This window comes from Bradyrhizobium sp. BR14999, from assembly GCF_056106085.1.
This window is the reverse complement of the sequence record NZ_CM148536.1, coordinates 1,631,625-1,650,850: the sequence shown is the minus strand read 5'-3', so window position 1 is coordinate 1,650,850 and position 19,226 is coordinate 1,631,625. Positions and strand designations below refer to the sequence as shown.

General features: G+C 65.0%; 20 protein-coding genes, 1 other RNA gene and 1 pseudogene. 12 read left to right on the top strand and 10 right to left on the bottom strand.

The window, feature by feature from the left end; genetic code table 11:
- Nucleotides 1-63 precede the first annotated feature (63 nt).
- Entirely contained in the window at nt 64-999 is a 936-nt protein-coding gene (gene fmt, locus ACR9YP_RS07635) for a methionyl-tRNA formyltransferase (RefSeq protein ID WP_438103402.1), read from the bottom strand.
- Nucleotides 1,000-1,191: 192 nt separating this feature from the next.
- Nucleotides 1,192-1,719, bottom strand: coding sequence for a peptide deformylase (gene def, locus ACR9YP_RS07630; protein ID WP_091887295.1), 528 nt, complete (start codon nt 1,717-1,719; stop codon nt 1,192-1,194).
- Between the two features lie 171 nt (nt 1,720-1,890).
- On the opposite strand from def, the gene ACR9YP_RS07625 reads away from it, so the two are divergent.
- The 3 genes from ACR9YP_RS07625 (at nt 1,891) to ACR9YP_RS07615 (ending at nt 5,134) form a co-directional block, all read left to right on the top strand.
- Nucleotides 1,891-3,090, top strand: coding sequence for a DNA recombination protein RmuC (locus ACR9YP_RS07625; protein WP_438103403.1), 1,200 nt, complete (start codon nt 1,891-1,893; stop codon nt 3,088-3,090).
- Nucleotides 3,091-3,223: 133 nt separating this feature from the next.
- Nucleotides 3,224-3,526 carry a GIY-YIG nuclease family protein gene (locus ACR9YP_RS07620; protein WP_438103404.1) on the top strand — a complete coding sequence of 101 codons (303 nt, stop codon included), beginning with the start codon at nt 3,224-3,226 and terminating at the stop codon, nt 3,524-3,526.
- Nucleotides 3,527-3,706: 180 nt separating this feature from the next.
- On the top strand, nt 3,707-5,134 hold the full coding sequence (locus ACR9YP_RS07615) for an AmpG family muropeptide MFS transporter (RefSeq protein WP_438103405.1): 1,428 nt from the start codon (nt 3,707-3,709) through the stop codon (nt 5,132-5,134).
- 162 nt (nt 5,135-5,296) lie between these two features.
- Here the strand turns inward: ACR9YP_RS07615 and ACR9YP_RS07610 are convergent, their stop codons facing one another.
- From ACR9YP_RS07610 to ffs, 5 genes are all read right to left on the bottom strand, one after another.
- A complete protein-coding gene (locus ACR9YP_RS07610; RefSeq protein WP_438103406.1) occupies nt 5,297-5,731 on the bottom strand; it encodes a hypothetical protein in 435 nt (144 codons plus the stop codon).
- A gap of 27 nt (nt 5,732-5,758) precedes the next feature.
- On the bottom strand, nt 5,759-6,361 hold the full coding sequence (gene recR, locus ACR9YP_RS07605; RefSeq protein WP_370990358.1) for a recombination mediator RecR: 603 nt from the start codon (nt 6,359-6,361) through the stop codon (nt 5,759-5,761).
- A gap of 1 nt (nt 6,362) precedes the next feature.
- Nucleotides 6,363-6,683: a YbaB/EbfC family nucleoid-associated protein gene (locus tag ACR9YP_RS07600; protein WP_061879603.1), complete on the bottom strand. Its 321-nt coding sequence runs from the start codon at nt 6,681-6,683 to the stop codon at nt 6,363-6,365.
- Nucleotides 6,684-6,713: 30 nt separating this feature from the next.
- The gene (locus ACR9YP_RS07595) at nt 6,714-8,558 is read right to left on the bottom strand and encodes a DNA polymerase III subunit gamma/tau (RefSeq protein WP_474219303.1); all 1,845 of its coding nucleotides are present in this window, start codon (nt 8,556-8,558) and stop codon (nt 6,714-6,716) included.
- A 95-nt stretch (nt 8,559-8,653) separates the two neighbouring features.
- Nucleotides 8,654-8,750, bottom strand: an RNA gene (ffs, locus tag ACR9YP_RS07590) — signal recognition particle sRNA small type.
- A gap of 185 nt (nt 8,751-8,935) precedes the next feature.
- On the opposite strand from ffs, the gene ACR9YP_RS07585 reads away from it, so the two are divergent.
- The 9 genes and pseudogenes from ACR9YP_RS07585 (at nt 8,936) to ACR9YP_RS07545 (ending at nt 16,514) form a co-directional block, all read left to right on the top strand.
- Nucleotides 8,936-9,790 (top strand): transporter substrate-binding domain-containing protein, encoded by an 855-nt coding sequence (locus tag ACR9YP_RS07585; RefSeq protein WP_130213186.1) that lies wholly within the window; start codon nt 8,936-8,938, stop codon nt 9,788-9,790.
- 220 nt (nt 9,791-10,010) lie between these two features.
- Nucleotides 10,011-10,673, top strand: coding sequence for an amino acid ABC transporter permease (locus tag ACR9YP_RS07580; protein ID WP_370990360.1), 663 nt, complete (start codon nt 10,011-10,013; stop codon nt 10,671-10,673).
- Nucleotides 10,670-11,476 carry an amino acid ABC transporter ATP-binding protein gene (locus ACR9YP_RS07575; RefSeq protein WP_438103407.1) on the top strand — a complete coding sequence of 269 codons (807 nt, stop codon included), beginning with the start codon at nt 10,670-10,672 and terminating at the stop codon, nt 11,474-11,476. The genes ACR9YP_RS07580 and ACR9YP_RS07575 overlap by 4 nt, the downstream gene beginning before the upstream one ends.
- Nucleotides 11,476-12,230: pseudogene (locus ACR9YP_RS07570) on the top strand (SDR family NAD(P)-dependent oxidoreductase). The gene ACR9YP_RS07575 and the pseudogene ACR9YP_RS07570 overlap by 1 nt, the downstream one beginning before the upstream one ends.
- Nucleotides 12,227-13,354 carry a muconate cycloisomerase family protein gene (locus ACR9YP_RS07565; protein WP_438103409.1) on the top strand — a complete coding sequence of 376 codons (1,128 nt, stop codon included), beginning with the start codon at nt 12,227-12,229 and terminating at the stop codon, nt 13,352-13,354. Before ACR9YP_RS07570 ends, ACR9YP_RS07565 begins: the two are co-directional and overlap by 4 nt.
- 241 nt (nt 13,355-13,595) lie before the next feature.
- Entirely contained in the window at nt 13,596-14,015 is a 420-nt protein-coding gene (locus ACR9YP_RS07560; RefSeq protein WP_438103410.1) for an HIT domain-containing protein, read from the top strand.
- A gap of 10 nt (nt 14,016-14,025) precedes the next feature.
- On the top strand, nt 14,026-14,970 hold the full coding sequence (gene nudC / locus ACR9YP_RS07555; RefSeq protein WP_474219302.1) for an NAD(+) diphosphatase: 945 nt from the start codon (nt 14,026-14,028) through the stop codon (nt 14,968-14,970).
- A 13-nt stretch (nt 14,971-14,983) separates the two neighbouring features.
- Entirely contained in the window at nt 14,984-15,937 is a 954-nt protein-coding gene (locus ACR9YP_RS07550) for a PfkB family carbohydrate kinase (protein WP_438103412.1), read from the top strand.
- Nucleotides 15,938-16,004: 67 nt separating this feature from the next.
- Nucleotides 16,005-16,514, top strand: a complete 510-nt coding sequence (locus ACR9YP_RS07545) for an Lrp/AsnC family transcriptional regulator (protein ID WP_008542650.1) — start codon at nt 16,005-16,007, stop codon at nt 16,512-16,514.
- Between the two features lie 164 nt (nt 16,515-16,678).
- Here the strand turns inward: ACR9YP_RS07545 and ACR9YP_RS07540 are convergent, their stop codons facing one another.
- The 3 genes from ACR9YP_RS07540 to ACR9YP_RS07530 all read right to left on the bottom strand — a co-directional run bounded on the left by ACR9YP_RS07540 (nt 16,679) and on the right by ACR9YP_RS07530 (nt 19,192).
- Entirely contained in the window at nt 16,679-18,178 is a 1,500-nt protein-coding gene (locus ACR9YP_RS07540; RefSeq protein ID WP_438103413.1) for a phosphomannomutase/phosphoglucomutase, read from the bottom strand.
- Between the two features lie 142 nt (nt 18,179-18,320).
- Nucleotides 18,321-18,617, bottom strand: coding sequence for a nucleotidyltransferase family protein (locus ACR9YP_RS07535; protein WP_438103414.1), 297 nt, complete (start codon nt 18,615-18,617; stop codon nt 18,321-18,323).
- Nucleotides 18,618-18,679: 62 nt separating this feature from the next.
- Nucleotides 18,680-19,192, bottom strand: coding sequence for a TIGR02281 family clan AA aspartic protease (locus ACR9YP_RS07530; protein ID WP_474219301.1), 513 nt, complete (start codon nt 19,190-19,192; stop codon nt 18,680-18,682).
- Nucleotides 19,193-19,226 lie beyond the last annotated feature (34 nt).

Sequence of the window (19,226 nt, the reverse complement as noted above, 5' to 3'; positions counted from 1 at the left end):
GGCTCCGTTCGACCGAGACGCCTCGGCGTACTGGATACCCCCCTTTCGCGGGGTGTGACAGCGTCAGCTGAACTTCGAGCCCGCCTTCAGCGGCACGCCACGCAAAAAGTCAGCCGCCTGCATCCGGGCCTTGCCTTCGCGCTGGAGCTCGATGATGCGGATCGCACCCTCGCCGCAGGCGATGGTGAGGTGGTCGTCGAGCACCTCGCCGGGCGCAGCTGAGCCGTTCGCCAATTCACATCGCAGGATCTTGACGCGCGCATTCTCGCTGACGTCCGCGAGCTCGGCCCAGGCACCGGGGAACGGCGACAGGCCGTGGATGTGGCGCAGCACCGCGCGCGCGGGCCTGGTCCAGTCGATCCGCGCCTCGGCCTTGTCGATCTTGGCGGCATAGGTGACGCCGTCCTCGCTCTGCTTTTTGAGCTGGAGCCCGCCGCGTCCGAGCGCCGCCATGGCGCGCACCATCAGATCGGCACCGAGCCGGGAGAGGCGATCGTGCAGATCGAGCGCGGTCATATTGTCAGTGATCGCGAGCCGCTCGGCCATGGCGACGTCGCCGGTGTCGAGGCCGACATCCATCTTCATCACCATCACGCCGCTCTCGGCATCGCCTGCCATGATGGCGCGATTGATCGGCGCGGCGCCGCGCCAGCGCGGCAACAGCGAAGCGTGCAGATTGTAGCAGCCGAGCTTTGGCGCATCGAGGATGGCCTGCGGCAGGATCATGCCATAGGCGACGACGACCGCGGCATCGGCATCGAAGGCGCGAAATTCGTCGAGCGCTTCCGGTGTCTTCAATGTCTTCGGCGTCAGCACGGGAACACCGAGTTTTCGCGCAGCTTCTTCAACCGGCGTGGGCTGCAATTGCAGGCCGCGCCGCCCGCCCGGCTTCGGCGCGCGGGTGTAGACGGCCGCGATCTCGTGGCCATGCGCGACCAGCTCGAGCAGCGTCGGCACGGAGAAATCGGGCGTGCCCATGAAGATCAGGCGGAGGGGCATGGGACGAGACAATCCTCGGAAAGGAACAGAGTACTCGTCATGGCCGGGCTTGTCCCGGCCATCCACGTTCTTTCTCACTCGACGGACGAAGAACGTGGATGCCCGGCACCTTAGCTTGAAGACGCGCTTCGCGCTTTTGGGCTTGAAGACGCGCTTCGCGCTTTTGGCCGGGCATGACGGCGGGGGACGTGGTTACTCCCCCGCGCGCTTGGCGGCTTTCTCGAACTTCTTCATCACGCGGTCGCGCTTGAGCTTCGACAAATAGTCGACGAACAAGACGCCGTTGAGATGATCGATCTCGTGCTGGATGCAGGTGGCATAGAGGCCTTCGGCATCCTCCTCGTGCACCTTGCCGTCGAGGTCGGTGAAGCGCACACGCACCTTCGCGGGACGCTCGACCTCCTCGTAATATTCGGGGATCGACAGGCAGCCTTCCTCGTACACCGAAAGTTCCTCCGAGGAGGAGAGAATCTCCGGGTTGATGAAGACACGCGGCTCGTGCTTGGTCTCGCCGTTCTCGTCGCGCTTGGCGAGGTCCATGGTGATCAGCCGCAATGGCTGCGCGACCTGGATCGCCGCGAGGCCGATGCCGGGCGCGTCATACATGGTCTCGAACATGTCGTCGGCAAGCTTGCGGATCTCCGGCGTGACCTTCTCGATCGGCTTGGAGATCAGACGCAGCTGCTTGTCGGGCAGGATGATGATTTCTCTGAGGGCCATGGCGGCGATTTAAGCTGCGCGCCGGATGCGGTCAATCCGGCCAGGAACTTCGTTAACCCTCCGCTAACCATAAAACTTGAGCTTTCGTTAACCATAAAAATTAGTGGGTCGTTAACCACCGGCGTTCCCTCTTCGTTCGCGCATTCCGGCGAATCGGGTAGAAGGGGCTGCATGAACGAGATCATTGTCATGCTGGGCGACTGGCCGGTGCGCACGATCGATGCGCTGATCGGCTTCGGCGCCCTTGTCCTCATCCTGCTGGTAGTGATTGCGATCGTGATCGCGCGCTCCGGGCGGCGCGGCGCGGAACTCGCGATGGCGCATGCGATCCGGGCCGACGAGCTCGAGGAGCGCCTGAGCGAGGTGCTGCGGGCCCAGAGCGAGGCCTCGGGCCGGGTCGACGCCATGACCCAGGCGCTGGCCGGCCGCCAGGCCGAGATGGCGCGGGCGGTCAACGAGCGGCTGGATTCGGTGACACATCGCGTTGGCCAGTCCATGGAACATTCGACCCGCAACACCATGGAGAGCCTGCGCGCGCTGCATGAGCGGCTCGGCATCATCGACAGCGCGCACAAGAACCTCACCGACCTCACCACGCAGGTCACCACCTTGCGCGACGTGCTCGCCAACAAGCAGTCGCGCGGCGCCTTCGGCCAGGCGCGGATGGAAGCGATCGTCCAGGACGGTCTTCCAAAAGGGTCCTACGAGTTCCAGTTCACGCTCTCAACCGGCAAGCGGCCCGATTGCGTCGTGTTCCTGCCGGACCAGCGCCCGCTCTGCATCGATGCGAAATTTCCGCTGGAGGCAATGACCGCGCTGCACGACGCCCGCACCGACGAGGAGCGGCGCCTCGCCACGCAGCGGCTGCGCGGCGACGTGATGAAGCACGTCAGCGACATCGCCGAAAAATATCTCGTCACCGGCGAGACCCAGGAGATGGCGCTGATGTTCGTGCCGTCGGAATCGGTCTATGCCGAGATCCATGACGGCTTCGACGACGTGATCCAGAAGGCCTATCGCGCCCGCGTCGTGCTGGTGTCGCCCTCGCTGCTGATGCTCGCGATCCAAGTCATGCAGCAGATCATGAAGGACGCGCGCATGCGCGATGCCGCCGACCAGATCCGCACCGAGGTGATCAAGCTGGGCGACGACCTCGGCCGCCTGCGCGACCGCGTGCTGAAACTGCAAAAGCATTTTGCCGACGTCAACGAGGACGTGAGGCAGGTGCTGATCTCCGCCGACAAGATCGAGAAACGCGCCGGCCGAATCGAGGAGCTCGATTTCAGCAAGGCGGATGCGCCCGAAGGCCCACATTTGGTGGCCACCGGTGCGCCGGAGCTGTTTCCGAGGAAGCTCCAGGCGGGGGAGTGACTTGAGGCACACTGTCATGCCCCGCGCAGGCGGGGCATCCAGTACGCTGTGGCGGTGGTGATTGAGCCGAGAGGCCGGTGGTTACTGGATCGTCCGCCTTCGCGGACGATGACAGCGGAGGGGAAGGCGGCAGATGAGTGCACGCCACTACTACGTCTACATTCTCGCCAGCAAGATCGGCGGCACGCTCTATATCGGCGTGACGAATGACCTCGTCCGCCGCATCGCCGAGCACAAGTCTAAACTCATCGAGAGCTTCACAGAGAAATATGACGTCGCCCGGCTGGTCTACTTCGAACAGTTCGACGATCCCGAGAATGCGATCAAGCGGGAGAAGCGGCTCAAGAAGTGGAACAGGGCCTGGAAAATCCGACTGATCGAGCAGCAGAACCCAAATTGGGATGATCTTTATCCCGGGATAGCCGGGCCACCATGATGCCGTCATGCCCCGCGAAGGCGGGGCATCCAGTACGCCGCAGCGGGGGTGATTGAGCCGAGACGCTGGTGGATACTGGATCGTCCGCCTTCGCGGACGATGACACCGAGGGAAGCCGTGAGGGCTTCCGTCTAACCGGCTAGCAGAGTCTTTTCCCCCAGAATCTGCTAACACCTTCCCATGACCGCACCCGACGCGACCTCCTCCGCCGGCGCTCCCGCTGCCTCCTGGCGTGACAGCCTTGCCGTGTACCTGCAGCCGCGGGTGCTGATCGTGCTGTTCCTCGGCTTCTCCTCGGGGCTGCCGCTGGCGCTGTCGGGCTCGACGTTGCTGGTGTGGATGCGTGAGGCCGGAGTCGATCTCGGAACGATCGGACTGTTCGCGCTGGTCGGCACGCCCTACACACTGAAATTTCTGTGGGCGCCGCTAGTGGACGCCCTGCATGTGCCGCTGTTCACCCGCGCCTTCGGGCGGCGGCGTGGCTGGCTCTTGTTCTCGCAGCTGCTGCTGATCATCGCCATCCTGCTGCTGGCGCTCACCGACCCCGCGCGCTCGCCGTTCTACGTCGCGCTCGGTGCGCTGCTGGTCGCGACCACGTCCTCGACCCAGGACATCGTGGTCGATGCCTTCCGCGTCGAGAGCCTGCCGGAGAGCGAGCAGGCCGCCGGCATGGCGTCCTATGTCGCCGCCTATCGCATCGGCATGCTGGTCTCGACCGCGGGCGCGCTGTTCATCGTCTCCGGCTTCGAGGGCACCGGCATTGCGCGGCAATCGGCCTGGATGTGGGGCTATGTGGTGATGGCGGCGATGGTGCTAATCGGAACGGTCACGGCGCTGGTCGCGACCGAGCCCGAGCAATCGATACGGGCAGAAGACGCTCTGGCGGACTACGAGCCGAATCCGAAGAAGAGATGGGTAAGGCTGCTGCTCCGCCTTATCAACTGGATCCTGCCTCGCGGCTTGCTGGAAACGCGAATCGCGAGAGCCGCCGTCAGTGCATTCGTCGACTTTCTTGATCGCAAGGATGCGCTCACAGCGCTGGCCTTCGTGGTGCTGTTCAAGTTCACCGATGCCTTCTCCGGCACGATGACCGCGCCGTTCGTGATCGACCTCGGCTTCTCGCGCAACGATTATGCTGCGATCGTGAAGGGCGTCGGGCTCGCCGCGACGCTGATCGGCGGCTTTGCCGGCGGTTTTGTCGCGCGGCGTTATTCGCTGGCGACCAGCCTCTGGATCGGTGGCGTGGTGCAGGCGCTCGCCAATCTTTCGTTCTCCTGGCTGGCGTTTGTCGGCACCAGCCAATGGGCGCTCGCCTTCGCCATCACGGCCGAGAACTTCACCAGCGCCATCGGCACCGTGATCTTCGTCGCCTATCTCTCCGCCCTGTGCAGGAACCCGCTGCACACGGCGACGCAATACGCGCTGCTCACCGCGCTTGCGGCGGTGGGACGAACGTATCTGTCATCAGGCGCCGGCTTCGTGGCGGATACGACCGGCTGGGCGCTGTTCTTCGTGATCTGCGTGCTGGTGGCGATCCCGAGCCTGGTGCTGCTGGCCTGGCTGCAGAAGCGCGGGCATTTCGAGACGCTGGGGCCGGTAAGGGTTTGACCGCTCGCCACGCCCGTGATGCCGTAGGGTGGGCAAAGCGAAGCGTGCCCACCAACCTTCAGCGCGATCGACGAAAGATGGTGGGCACGGCGCTTTGCGCCTTTGCCCACCCTACGGCAGCTTGCTCCTCGCAATGACGACGGAGGAGGCGTCGCCCGCCCCCTACTGCTTCTTGATCAAGCTCCACTTCGTGATCACGGCCTCGCTCATCTGGCCGGCATCGCTGGCGCAGGCGATCTCGTCGACCTTGACCGAGATCTCCTTGCCGACGAACGATTTCAACTGCGTCGCCTGCGCATCGCTGGAGGTGACGAGCTGGAAGGTTTCGGGGCCGGTCTCGAGATTGCACAGCCCGTTCGGCGGCGGCAGGCGGCGCGGCTCGGACGTGATCTGGTAGGTCGCGACACGCTTGCCGTTCTTGACGTCGCGCACCTTCATCGCATTCAGCTCGCCGGAGAGCACGTCGCCGGTGTTGATCGGCTTGCCGGGCTTGGACGGCGGCGGCGTCTCGTCGCCCTGCTGCGCGGAGATGGCCGGGCTCACCAGCATCGTCATCATCGCGAGCAAAGCCAATCGTGTGGCGAAAAGTTTCGTCATGTCGTCCGTTCCGTAAAGTCTGGATGGCTAGAACAGGGTGCGCTGCCGCATCGCAGCCGATAGCGTACCTTCATCGAGATAATCAAGCTCGCCGCCGACAGGAACCCCATGGGCGAGCCGCGTCACCTTCACATTGGCGTCCTGAAGCAGGTCGGTGATGTAGTGCGCGGTGGTCTGGCCGTCCACCGTCGCATTCAGTGCCAGGATGATCTCCTGCACCTGCGAATCATGCGCGCGCGCCACCAGCGCGTCGATGGTGAGGTCCTGCGGGCCAACGCCGTCGAGCGGCGACAATGTCGCGCCGAGCACATGATAGCGCCCCTGGGTGGCATTCGCGCGCTCCAGCGCCCAGAGATCGGCGACGTCGGCGACGACGACGATGATGGAGGGATCGCGCTTCGGATCGATGCAGACGGTGCAGGGATTTTGCGTGTCGATGTTGCCGCAGGTCTTGCACACCTCGACCTTGTCGAGCGCCACCTGCAATGCCGACGACAGCGGCATCATCAGCGCCTCGCGCTTCTTGATCAGATGCAGCGCCGCGCGTCGCGCCGAGCGCGGGCCAAGGCCCGGCAGCCGCGCGAGCAGCTGGACCAGCCGCTCGATTTCAGGACCTGCAACAGCGCCCATCTTACTGGCCGAACAGCCCCGGCGGCAGGCCGAGCCCGCCGGTGAGGGCCTGCATCTTCTCCTGCATCGCAGTCTCCGCCTTGCGGCGGGCATCACTGAGTGCGGTGACGAGCAGGTCTTCAAGCACCTCGCGCTCTTCCGCCTTCATCAGCGAGGGATCGATCTTGATGCCCTTCACGTCCATCTTCGCGGTCATGCGCACGGCGACGAGGCCGCCGCCGGAGATGCCTTCGACCTCGACGTTGGCGAGCTGGTCCTGCATCTCCTGCATCTTGGATTGCAGCTGCGCCGCCTGCTTCATCATGCCGAGAAAATCAGCCATGGGTGCGTGTCCTTGCAAACAAAGAATAGCTCAGAGATCGTCGTCGCCGTCGGAACCGTCGGGCGGATCGTCACTGCCATAGTCCGAGTTAATATTGGTTTCCGGCGTCTCGGGGGCAAGCCTGCGGACCTCGACGACCTTCGCACCGGGGAAACGCGACAGCACCTCCTGCACGCGCGGGTCGGCCTCGGCGGTGCGCGCATGCTCCTGCTTTGCGGCCTGGTTCACCGAGCGCAGCGTCGGCTGGCCCTGCTCGTTGGAGACGATCACGGTCCAGCGGCGCCCGGTCCACAGCTCGAACTTCTTCGCGAGCTCGGAGATCATGGTCTTGGAGGCGTTGGGCTCGAGCGCGACTTCCAGCCGGCCTTCCTCGAAACGGACGAGGCGCATGTCGCCTTCGAGCGCGCCCTTGGTCAGGAGGTCGCGCTTCTGCCCCGCCAGCGCGACGAGCTGGGTGAAGCTGGTGACGCGCAGCACCGGCGCTGCGCCTTGCGGATCGGGCGCCGGCGCCGCCATCTGCGGCCGGGCAGCGCCACCGCCGAATGATGACGGCGAGGAGGTCGGCATGCGAACCGGGGCCGTGGAAGCAACCGGCGCCGAAGGCGCGCTGCGCGCGGCACTGGCGCCGCTCACGACCGGTGAGCCGCCGCCGTTCTGCTCCAGCATCCGGATCGCCTCGTCCGGCGTCGGCAGGTCGGCGACATAGGCGATGCGCACCAGCACCATTTCGGCGGCCGCGGCGGGACGCGTCGCGGCCTGCACCTCGGTGATGCCCTTGAGCAGCATCTGCCACATCCGCGACAGCACGCGCATGGAGATCTTCGAGGCGAAATCCTTCGCGCGGACCCGCTCGGTCTCGCCATAGGCGACGTTGTCGGCGGTCGCCGGCACGATCTTCACGCGGGTGACGAAATTGACGAACTCGGCGAGGTCCGAGAGCACGACGATCGGATCGGCGCCGACGTCGTACTGGTCGCGGAACTCTCTGAAGGCGGCGGCAATGTCGCCGCGCGTCAGCGAATCGAAGAGATCGATGACGCGGGTGCGATCAGCGAGGCCCAGCATCTGCCTGACGGCATCGGCCTTCACCTGCCCCGCCGCATGCGCGATCGCCTGGTCGAGCAGCGACAGCGAATCGCGCACCGAGCCTTCGGCGGCACGCGCGATGATGCCGAGCGCCTCCGGCTCGATCTCGACGCTTTCCTTGGCCGCGATGTTGGCGAGGTGCTTCATCAGCACGTCGGCCTCGACCCGACGCAGGTCAAAGCGCTGGCAGCGCGACAGCACCGTGACTGGAACCTTGCGAATCTCCGTCGTGGCGAACACGAACTTGGCGTGCTCCGGCGGCTCCTCCAGCGTCTTCAGGAAGGCGTTGAACGCCGCCGTCGACAGCATGTGGACTTCGTCGATGATGTAGACCTTGTAGCGGGCGCTGGCAGGGGCATAACGCACGCTGTCATTGATCTGGCGGACGTCGTCGACGCCGGTATGCGACGCCGCGTCCATCTCCAGCACGTCCATGTGCCGGCTTTCCATGATCGCCTGGCAGTGCACCCCTAACGTCGGCATGTGGATGGTTGGGCCCTTCACCGAACCATCCGGCATCTCATAGTTGAGCGCCCGGGCGAGAATACGCGCAGTGGTGGTCTTGCCGACCCCGCGGACGCCAGTGAGGATCCAGGCCTGCGGAATTCGCCCGGTCTCGAACGCGTTGGAGACGGTGCGGACCACGGCCTCCTGGCCGATCAGATCATCGAAAGAGGAAGGGCGGTATTTGCGCGCCAGCACCCGGTACGGCGCGCCCGGCTCGGCGCCGAGTGCGAAGCCAGCCTGGCTGGCGCTGTCGGGATTGGGAGGGGCGCCAGCGTCGGTCATCGGTCGATCCGCAATGAAATCTCTCTCGGCCGGCTTTTGCGGAAAGGAGCGCGCCAGCGGGGAGGCCCGCCGGCGCAATTCGCTCGGAAAAACAGGTAGGAGACTGACGAGCGACCCGATCCAGACCTCGTTAGGGCTGCTTCCTTCCGGACCTGACCCGGTTGGCGAGTGGCTCGTCCACCGCCAATCTCCCGGTCCCTATTTGGGGCCAAAGGGAGCGGAAAGCAAGCGGGTATCGGCTTGGACCGGTTGAGTTTGCCCAGCATCCGGGCAATCCCCGATCTGCCCAGCCGATAGGCTGTGCTTTCGCTGCTGGGACCACCTTGCTAAGAACGCTTGGCGGAACTCCATCCCAACCAGAAAAGCGATTGATCCCAATGGTTACACGTCGTGATGTTGCATCGATTGTCGGACTTGGCGCCATTGGTGCGGCGGCTGCAGGGGCGCTGGCCTCCCCGGCGGTGGCCCAGGCGGCCGATCCGAACGAGTCGACCTTCGCCCGCATCCGCCGGACCAAGAAGATGCGGATCGGCGCGGTCGGCGGCGGCGCGCCCTACTACATGAAGGACCTCGCCTCCGGCCAGTGGAAGGGTTTTTACATCGACATTGCCAAGGGGCTCGCCGACGACATGGAGGCCGAGCTCGAGATCACCGAAACCACGTGGGGCAATTCGGTGCTCGATCTGCAGGCCAACAAGATCGACATCTTCTTCGGCCTCAACCCGACCCCGAAGCGCGCGCTGGTGGTGGACTTCTCGGTGCCGGTCTTCAACAACGCCTTCGCCATCCTCTGCAAGAAGGACTTCAAGCCGAAGAGCTGGGCCGAGCTGAACTCGCCCGACATCAAGATCGCGGTCGACCAGGGCTCCTCGCACGACCAGGTCGTCAGCCGCCTGACGCCGAAGGCGCAGATCACGCGGCTGAAGACCGCCGATGACGCCACCGCCGCACTCCAGACCGGCCGCGTCGACGCGCAGTGCCTGATCACCATGCTGTCGCTGACCGTACTGAAGAAGAACCCATCGCTCGGCCAGCTCGTGCTGCCGACGCCGATCTTCGCCACCACCTCGAATGCCGGCTTCCGCCGCGAGACCGACAAGACCTGGCGCGATTACGTCAACACCTGGATCGACTTCAACAAGGGCCTCGGCTTCATCCGCAACGCCATCATCACCAACATGGAGCTGGTGGGCGTGACGGAGGCGGACATTCCGCCGGGCGTGTCGCTGTAAGCGATGGGTTCAGGGCTGGCTCGCTCCGCGCACTCCGCTCTGCCCCCTCTCCCGCCTGCGGGAGAGGGTCGGGGTGAGGGTGTCTCCGCTAGGGAGACTCCCCAAGAGGATGGAGCCCTCACCCGGCGCTTCGCGCCGACCTCTCCCGCAAGCGGGAGAGGTGCAGCGAGCGCGCGGCTCGAACTTTCCAAGCCATTCCCCGACTGAGGCCCAAGCGAATATGTATCAGTGGGACTTCGGCATCCTCTGGGGCTATCGCTGGCTCTTCCTCAACGGGCTCGGCGTCACCGTCGGCTTCACCGTGGTCATCGTCGTCTGCGGGCTGCTGTTCGGCCTGCTTGGTGCGTTCGGCAGTCTGTCGCGCTTCAGGGCGCTGCGCCTTGCCGCACTCGCCTTCATCGAGGCGTTCCGCTGCACGCCGATCCTGGTGCAGCTGATCTGGTTCTATTACGCGCTGCCGATCCTCGCCGGCGTCGAGATGACGCCGATCACCGCCTCGGCGCTGGCGCTCTCGCTCTATGGCGGCTCGTTCTATTCCGAGATCATTCGCGGCGGTATCGTCTCGATCGACAGCGGCCAGTCCGAAGCCGGCGCCGCGCTCGGCATGACGCCGATCCAGACCATGCGCCGCATCGTGCTGCCGCAGGCGATCAAGCGCATGATCCCGGCGCTGATGAACCAGTCCATCATCCAGTTCAAGAACACCTCGCTGGTCTCGGTGCTGGCCGTGCCCGACCTCGTCTATCAGAGCCAGGTCGCGGCCCACGACAGCTACCGGCCGCTGGAAACCTACACCGCGGTCGCGGTCGCCTATGCGGCGATCCTGATTCCCCTGACCATCCTCGTCCGGCGCGGCGAGAAGCGACTGGCGGTCAGCGAATGAGCGAGACGTCCAAGAACACCTCGAAGATCGAGATCCGGGCCTTACGCAAGAGCTTCGGCAGCAACGAGGTCCTGAAGAACATCAATCTCGACGTCGCCAAGGGCGGCGTGGTCGCGCTGATCGGTCCGTCCGGCTCGGGCAAGTCGACGCTGCTCCGCTGCATCAATCTCCTTGTGGTGCCCAACGGTGGCAGCGTCCGCGTCGGAGACACGCGCTTTTCATTTGGCGACGGTTCGAGACTGCCCGACGTGAAGACGCTGGCAAGATTCCGCGCCACCACCGGCATGGTGTTCCAGCACTTTAATCTGTTCCCGCACATGACCACGCTCCAGAACGTAATGGAGGGGCCGGTCACGGTGCGGCGGATGACCAAGGCGGACGCCGAGAAGCTCGCGCGGGCGCAGCTCGCCAAGGTGGGGCTTGCCGAGAACGCCGACCAATATCCTGCGACGCTCTCCGGCGGGCAGAAGCAGCGCGTCGCGATTGCACGTGCGCTCGCGATGGAGCCTGATGTCATGCTGTTCGACGAGGCCACCTCGGCGCTCGATCCCGAGCTCGTCGGCGAGGTCTTGAACGTGATGCAGCGGCTGGCGTCGGAAGGCATGACCATGGTGATCGTGACCCACGAGATCGCCTTCGCGCGCGAAGTCGCCGACCGCCTCATCTTCATGCGCGACGGAATCGTCGTCGAGGAAGGCCCGGCACGGCAGGTCATCGACAACCCGCAGGAAGCCGCGACGCGCGCCTTCCTCAGCCATTTCCACCGCACCGGCGCACTGCCGCCGGCCAACGCGACACCATGATGCCTGATATCGAACGCGTCTATCTCGTCACCGGTGCCGCCAGCGGCATCGGCCGCGCCACCGCAAAGCTGCTCGCCGCGCCTGGTGTTGGGCTTCTGCTGCACACACGCGCGAACGCAGAAGGCCTCGACGCCACCGCAGCTGACGCCGAAGTGAAAGGCGCCGTGATGGCAAGATGCCTTGGCGATCTCGCTGAGGAGACCGCGGCCACCGATGCCGTCGCCGCCGCGCAAGCCGCCTTTGGCCGGCTCGACGGCTTGGTCCTGGTCGGCGGCCACGCCGCCGGGGCAGCGCGATCGGCACGCCGGCGGACCAATTCCGGCAGGCGATGGACGAATCCGCGCTGGCGTTCACGCGAATGGTCGAGGCCGCGCTTCCGCAACTCCGTGCTGGGCGAGATGCGCGGATCGTCGCCGTGTCTTCCTTCGTCGCGCACGCGATCCGGCCCGAGTTCGCGCCCTTCGCCGCGACCGCCGCGAGCCGTTCCGCGCTCGAAGCGCTGGTGCGGCTGACTGCGATCGAGCTCGCGAAAGATGGCATCACTGTCAACGCGGTTGCGCCGGGCCTCATCGTCAAGGACAAGCCGAGTGAGAGCCGGCTGTCGCCCGAGCAGATCGCTGCGACCGAGGCGCTGATCCCGATGCGGCGCCGCGGGCAACCGGAGGAGGTCGCCGAGATCATCGCTTTCCTGGCGTCACCAAGGGCGTCTTACGTCACCGGCCAGATCTGGCACGTCAATGGAGGCCTGACATGACCGAAGCGACCATCGAACGTCTCAGGCTGTTCCTGATCGAGAGCCCGATCAAGATGGCGCGCCTCCAGGGCGTCGGCAACGTCAAGGGCACGGTGAAGCGCGTGCTGATCGAGCTCACCGCGAGCGACGGGGTGATCGGCTGGGGCGAGGCGGCGCCGTGGGAGGTGTTCACGGGAACGCCGGAAGCGGCGTTCTCAGCGCTCGACATTTACTTAAGGCCAATCGTGCTCGGCAAGCCGGTGCGCCGTATCCGCGCGCTGATGGCGGAGCTCGACCGTGCGCTGGTCGGACATGCCGAGGCCAAGGTCGCCATCGAGATGGCGCTGCTCGACATCGTCGGCAAGTCGTCCGGCTTGTCGGTCGCCGACCTCCTCGGCGGCCGGGTGCGCGACACGATTCCCCTTTCCTTCTCGATCGCCGATCCGGATTTCGCCGCCGATCTCGACCGCATGCGAAACATGGTTCCGGACGGCAATGTCATCTACAAGGTCAAGACCGGCGTGAAGCCGCATCGCGAGGACCTCGACCACCTCGAGGCGATCCGGAAAGAATTCGGCGATAACGTCGATTTGCGCGTCGACTACAACCAGGCCCTGGCGCCGTTCGGCGCCATCAAGATTTTGCGCGACGTCGAGCAATTTGCGCCGACCTTCATCGAGCAGCCGGTGCCGCGCAAATATCTGGACGTGATGGCGCAGCTCACTGCGGCGCTGGAAACGCCTGTGCTCGCCGACGAGAGTTGTTTCGATCGCCGCGACATGATGGAGGTGGTGCGCCGCGAGGCGGCCGATGCCGTCTCGATCAAGCTGATGAAGGCCGGCGGCCTGTTCGAGGCGCAGGCGATCATGGCAATCGCCGACATCGCCGGCCTGCCCGGCTATGGCGGCACGCTGTGGGAGGGCGGCATTGGGCTCGCCGCCGGCACGCAGCTGATCGCGGCGACGCCGGGCATCTCGCTCGGCTGCGAGTTCTACATGCCGCATCACGTGCTGACCGAGGACGTGCTGGAGGAGCGCATCGCCAACCGCGGCGGCCATGTCGTGGTGCCCGACGGCCCCGGCCTCGGGATTCGTGTGAGCGAGGCGTCGATCCGCGCCAATGCGCGCGTGCTGGCGGAGGCGTAACTCGCTGTCGTCCTGGCGAAAGCCAGGACCCATTACCCCAGGGAGCAGTTGTGGTCCGAGCTGGTCACCACAAATCTTCGCCAAACTACTTCCTGGGGTAATGGGTCCTGGATCTGCGCTTCGCTTGTCCAGGACGACGACCGTGCATGCGGCCCCTGCGGAGCCCGATCCTTCCCCTCGCTAACCGCGTATCGTATGGTCGCCCCCAACACGCCCGCCCCCCGGCTATCCGGAAAGACATATGCCCGAACCCGCCTGGTCGCTGCACTCCCGCCTGAAAGAGGACACCATCGACATCGGCGATTTGCCGCTGTCGAAGGTGCTGGTCATCAAGGACGCGCATTATCCCTGGCTGCTGCTGGTGCCGCGGCGGGTGGATGCGGTCGAGATCATCGATCTCGACGAGGTGCAGCAGGCGCAGTTGATGACCGAGATCTCCCGCGTCTCGCGCGCGCTGAAGGAGATCACCAAATGCGACAAGCTCAACATCGCCGCGCTCGGCAATCTCGTGCCGCAGCTTCACGTTCACGTCATCGCGCGCCGGACCAGTGACGCGGCCTGGCCGCGGCCGGTGTGGGGCGTGATGCCGCCGCTGGCGCACGACGCCACTGAAGTGCAGAATTTCATCAGCGCGCTCCGCCGCAAGATCTGGTTGGGTTGAAAGAATCATAATGTCAGCATTCGACTCGTTTCCGCTGGGACAGCCGGCCTTCGTCACCAACGTCCTCGACCGCGCCGCGCATCTGCGCCGCGACGACGAAAAGCTGTTCGCGATGGAGCAGAAACCGTCATCGCGCGCCTATGTCGTCTATCGCGACTCGCTGCTGGTGAAGCGCGAGGGCGATAGAGTGCGGGCGCTGCTGGGAATCGACGAGGCGCTGAAATGCGGCGCCAATCCCGGCACGGTCTTCTTGGGGCTGCGTGACGGCGCGGCGATGTTCGGCATGGGAATGTCGCAGGCGGCGGCCGAGAAACTGGTCGGCCGCGACCACTACACCGTGACCGAGCTGCGCGGCATGGCGATGCAGGGCGCGGTCCCACCGCAGGAGCTGTCCGCGATTGCGATGGCCAAGTCGATGGTGGGCTGGCATCAGCGCCACGGCTATTGCGCCAATTGCGGCGCACGCACCAGCATGAAGGAAGGCGGCTGGAAGCGCGACTGCCCCGCCTGCAAGGCCGAGCATTTTCCGCGCACCGATCCCGTCGTGATCATGCTGGTCGCCTCCGGCGACAAATGCCTGCTCGGCCGCCAGAAGCAGTTTCCGCCCGGCATGTATTCGTGCCTCGCCGGCTTCGTCGAGGCGGCCGAGACCATCGAGGACGCGGTGCACCGCGAGATCCTGGAGGAGTCCGGGATCCGCTGCACCGACGTGAAGTATTACATGACACAGCCCTGGCCCTATCCGTCGTCGTTGATGATCGGCTGCAGCGCGCGGGCGCTGAACGAGGACATCGTCGTCGATCGGATGGAGCTGGAAGACGCGCGCTGGTTCACGCGCGAGGAGGCTGCGCTGATGTTGACGCGGACGCATCCGGACGGGCTCGCCGGCCCGCATCCGTTTGCGATCGCCCATCATCTGCTTGGCCGCTGGGTGCACGATAAGAGCGGCGCTTGAGCTGAGAGCGCCGATGACCGCAGCGGGACTCGCGCGGCGCATCCTCTGCATCGGCATTCCCGTGCGAGACCTCACCTTTCGCGTCGAGGCCGTGCCCGAACGCGGCAGCAAGGCCAACGCGAGCCAGCTTGCGGAGATCTGCGGCGGCAACGCGCTCAATGCCGCGATCGCCATCGCCCGTCTCGGCGGCCGCGTCGCGTTCGCCGGACCGATGGGCGATGCCGGCGAGACGTCGAGCAGCTTCATCCTCGAACGGATGGCGCAGGAGGGCATCGAAACCACGCACATCGTGCGCATGCCGGGCCTGGCCACGCCGGTCTCGGCGATCATGATCGAGCCCTCCGGCGAGCGGACCCTCACGATCTATCGTGATCCCGCTTTGTGGAGCGTGAAGCTGGCGGACGCGGACGAATTGCTCGCCGATTGCCGTGCGGTCCTCGTCGAAAGCCGCTGCGCTTCGTTCGCGACCTCGCTCTGCACTGAGGCGCGCCGGCGCGGCATTCCCGTCATCGTCGGCGTCGACCGCGCGATGTCGTTGCAGGACGGCCTGCTCACGACAGCCTCGCATCTGCTGTTCGCCAGCGAACAGGCGCAGGAGACCGCCGGCGTCGCCGACGACGGCGAGGCCTTGAAACGCCTGGCCGGGCTGACGCCAGGCTTCCTCGCCGCCACCCGCGGCCCCCTCGGCACGATCTGGCTGAACGAGGTGGGCGAGTTGGAGGAGACGCCAGCCTTCCCGATCCAGGCGGTGGATACGCTCGGCGCCGGCGACGTCTTCCATGGCGCCTTCACACTTCGCCTCGCCGAGGGCAAGGGGGCGCGGCAGGCGCTGCGATTCGCCGCGGCCGCCGCAGCGCTGAAATGCTGCCGTCATGGTGGTGGCCTGGCCGCACCACAACGCGTTGAAGTTGAAGAGTTTTTGAGCGAGCAGCCGGCGGCGATGCCCGACCGGCCGCAAACATTATAGACTTGCTATAGAATGATTTTCTCTATATCAGGGAAATCTGCCCCTGAAATGGAACAAAGTTCTTCAAATGACCGACCTTGCCGTCCAGATCCCCGAGACCAGCCGCCGCCTCGATGCCATCGACCGCAAGATCCTGATGGTCCTCCAGGAGGATGCCTCCCTGTCCGTCGCCGAGATCGGCGATCGCGTCGGCCTGTCCTCGACCCCCTGCTGGAAGCGCATCCAGCGGCTGGAGGCCGATGGCGTGATCATCAAGCGCGTGGCCCTCGTCGACCAGAACAAGATCGGGCTCGGCATCTCCGTGTTCGTCTCGGTGGAGAGCTCCGACCATTCCGACGCCTGGCTGAAGCGGTTCGCCGAAGCCGTCAGCGCCATGCCGGAGGTGATGGAGTTCTATCGCATGGCCGGCGACGTCGACTACATGCTGCGCGTCGTGGTGGCGGACATGCAGGCCTATGACGTGTTCTACAAGAAGCTGATCAGCGCCGTGCCGCTGAAGAACGTCACCTCGCGCTTCGCGATGGAGAAGATCAAGTCGGTCACCGCGCTGCCGATCCCGGCGGTGGTGGCGGCTTAGCTCTTTCACCAAACGACAGCTGTCATCGCCCGGCTTGACCGGGCGATCCAGTAGTCCGTGACGCCTGCGATTGAATCGAGAAGCTGCGGCGTACTGGATGCCCCGGTCAAGCCGGGGCATGACAGCGGAGATTTACGGCGCGTGTTGTGCTCCTCTGACGCCCCTTAGATCTTCTGGTTGTACTCGCCGACTTCGGGATGGGTGCGCAGCACGCTGTTCACCATCTCGAACATGTCGTGCATGCGCTGCTCGGAGACCGGGCTCTCGACCACGACGACGAGCTCGGGCTTGTTGGAGGAGGCGCGCATCAGGCCCCAGCTGCCGTCTTCGACCGTGACGCGCACGCCGTTGACAGTGACGAGATCGCGGATCGACTGGCCGCCGATCTTGGCGCCCTTCGCCTGCAAGCCTTCGAAATGCTTCACCACCTTGTCGATGACGCCGTATTTGACCTCGTCGGCACAATGCGGCGACATGGTCGGCGACGACCAGGTCTTCGGCAGCGCGTTCTTCAGGTCGGCCATCGACTTGCCGGGCGCGCGGTCGAGCATGTCGCAGATCGCGATCGCCGAGACCAGGCCGTCGTCATAGCCGCGTCCGAACGGCTTGTTGAAGAAGAAGTGACCCGACTTCTCGAAGCCCGCCAGCGCGCCCATCTCGTTGGTGCGGCGCTTCATGTAGGAATGACCGGTCTTCCAATAGGCGACCTTCGCTCCCTGCTTCTGCAGCACGGGATCGGTGACGAACAGGCCGGTCGACTTTACATCGACGACGAACTGCGCCTTCTTGTGGATCGCCGACATGTCGCGCGCCAGCATCACGCCGACCTTGTCGGCAAAGATCTCCTCGCCGGTGTTGTCGACGACGCCGCAGCGGTCGCCGTCGCCGTCGAAGCCGAGGCCGACATCGGCGTTGTGATGCAGCACCGCATCGCGGATCGCGTGCAGCATCTCCATGTCCTCAGGGTTCGGATTGTATTTCGGGAAGGTGTGATCGAGCTCGGTGTCGAGCGGGATCACCTCGCAGCCGATCGCCTCCAGCACCTGCGGCGCGAACGCGCCGGCGGTGCCGTTGCCGCAGGCTGCGACGACCTTCAGCTTGCGCGTCAGCTTCGGACGAGAGGTGAGATCGGCGATGTAACGCGCCGGATAATTTTCGTGGAATTGATAGGAGCCGCCGGCCTTGTTCTTGAACTCGGCGCCCAGAACGATCTCCTTGAGCCGCGTCATCTCGTCGGGGCCGAAAGTCAGCGGGCGATTGGCGCCCATCTTCACGCCGGTCCAGCCATTGTCGTTGTGCGAGGCCGTGACCATGGCGACGCAGGGCACGTCGAGATCGAACTGTGCGAAATAGGCCATCGGTGTCACCGCAAGCCCGATGTCGTGCACCTTGCAGCCGGCGGCCATCAGGCCGGAGATCAGCGCGTATTTGATCGAGGCCGAATAGCCGCGGAAATCGTGGCCGGTGACGATCTCCTGTTTGACGCCGAGCTCGGCGATCAACGCACCCAGCCCCATGCCGAGCGCCTGCACACCCATCAGGTTGATTTCCTTCTGGAACAACCAGCGCGCGTCATACTCGCGAAACCCCGTCGGCTTCACCATCGGCTCGGATTCGAAGGCATAGGTGTTGGGCAACAATACGGATTTCGGCTTCGGGAACATTAAGATGGTCTCGTGAAAAGGGAGGCAGGATTTGCTGCAGCCTTAGCGAATGCCGGGCCGCAGCGGAAGGCGGGAATGAAGGCTTATGGCCGATAATTGCGGCAGTTTGGTAACGAAGGACGTGCCCGCGGAGAGGATGCGATCAGAAGGCATAGACAGCGTCGGCCGTTGCGGCGGGAGCGACGTATGATTTCAGACCGTCGCGGTTGACGACGTCAACGGGTTCATCAAAGAGCTTGGCAATATATTCCTTGAGCTCGACGTAATCGAACACCGTGATCCGGGCATCCGGATCGATCTCGACCATGATATCGACATCGCTGCCGGAATGATTTTCGCCCCTCGCCACGGAGCCGAACAACGCGGCGTGCAAAACGCCCCGCTCGCGCAGGGCAGGCTCGAACTGTCGCAGAATCGCTATCGCATCGGGGCCGTTCATGAATGGAATATAGCACTCCGCCTGCCCCGGCGGGAGGCCCTCCTCGGGCTGTTAAAGCGAACTTACTGCTCGAGCACCATCTGGCCGTTGGCGTATTCGAAGCGCTTGAGGCGAGACAGGAACGAGAGGCCGAGCAGGTTCTCCGACAGCGCTGCGTCCGGCAGCACCATGGCATCGACGTCACGCACGATAAGGCCGCCGACCTCTAACATGGCGATGCGGGTGCGCGCGGCCTTGACGGTGCCGTTGGCGGTCGAGACGGTGGCGTTGTACTCGCTGCGCGAGGGACGCAGGCCAAAGCGTGCGGCCGAGGTCTCGTTCAGCGCAACGACGGAGGCGCCGGTGTCGACCATGAAGCCGATGCGCTGGCCCTCGATCCGGCCCTCGGTCTGGAAATGGCCGCGGCCGTCGCGGGAAATGGCCAGGCTGCGGCCGCCGGCGGGCGCGGTGGAGGCGACTGCCACCGCCGTGCGCGGCACCGAGGTGGCGGAGGCGGAGCTCATCTTGTCCGCCATCTGGGCCATAAAGGTGCCGAGGCCGATCATGACGGCCGCGAAGATCACTATGTTGCGCATCACACTACTTCCGAGCCGAAAGCTCGATTTCACC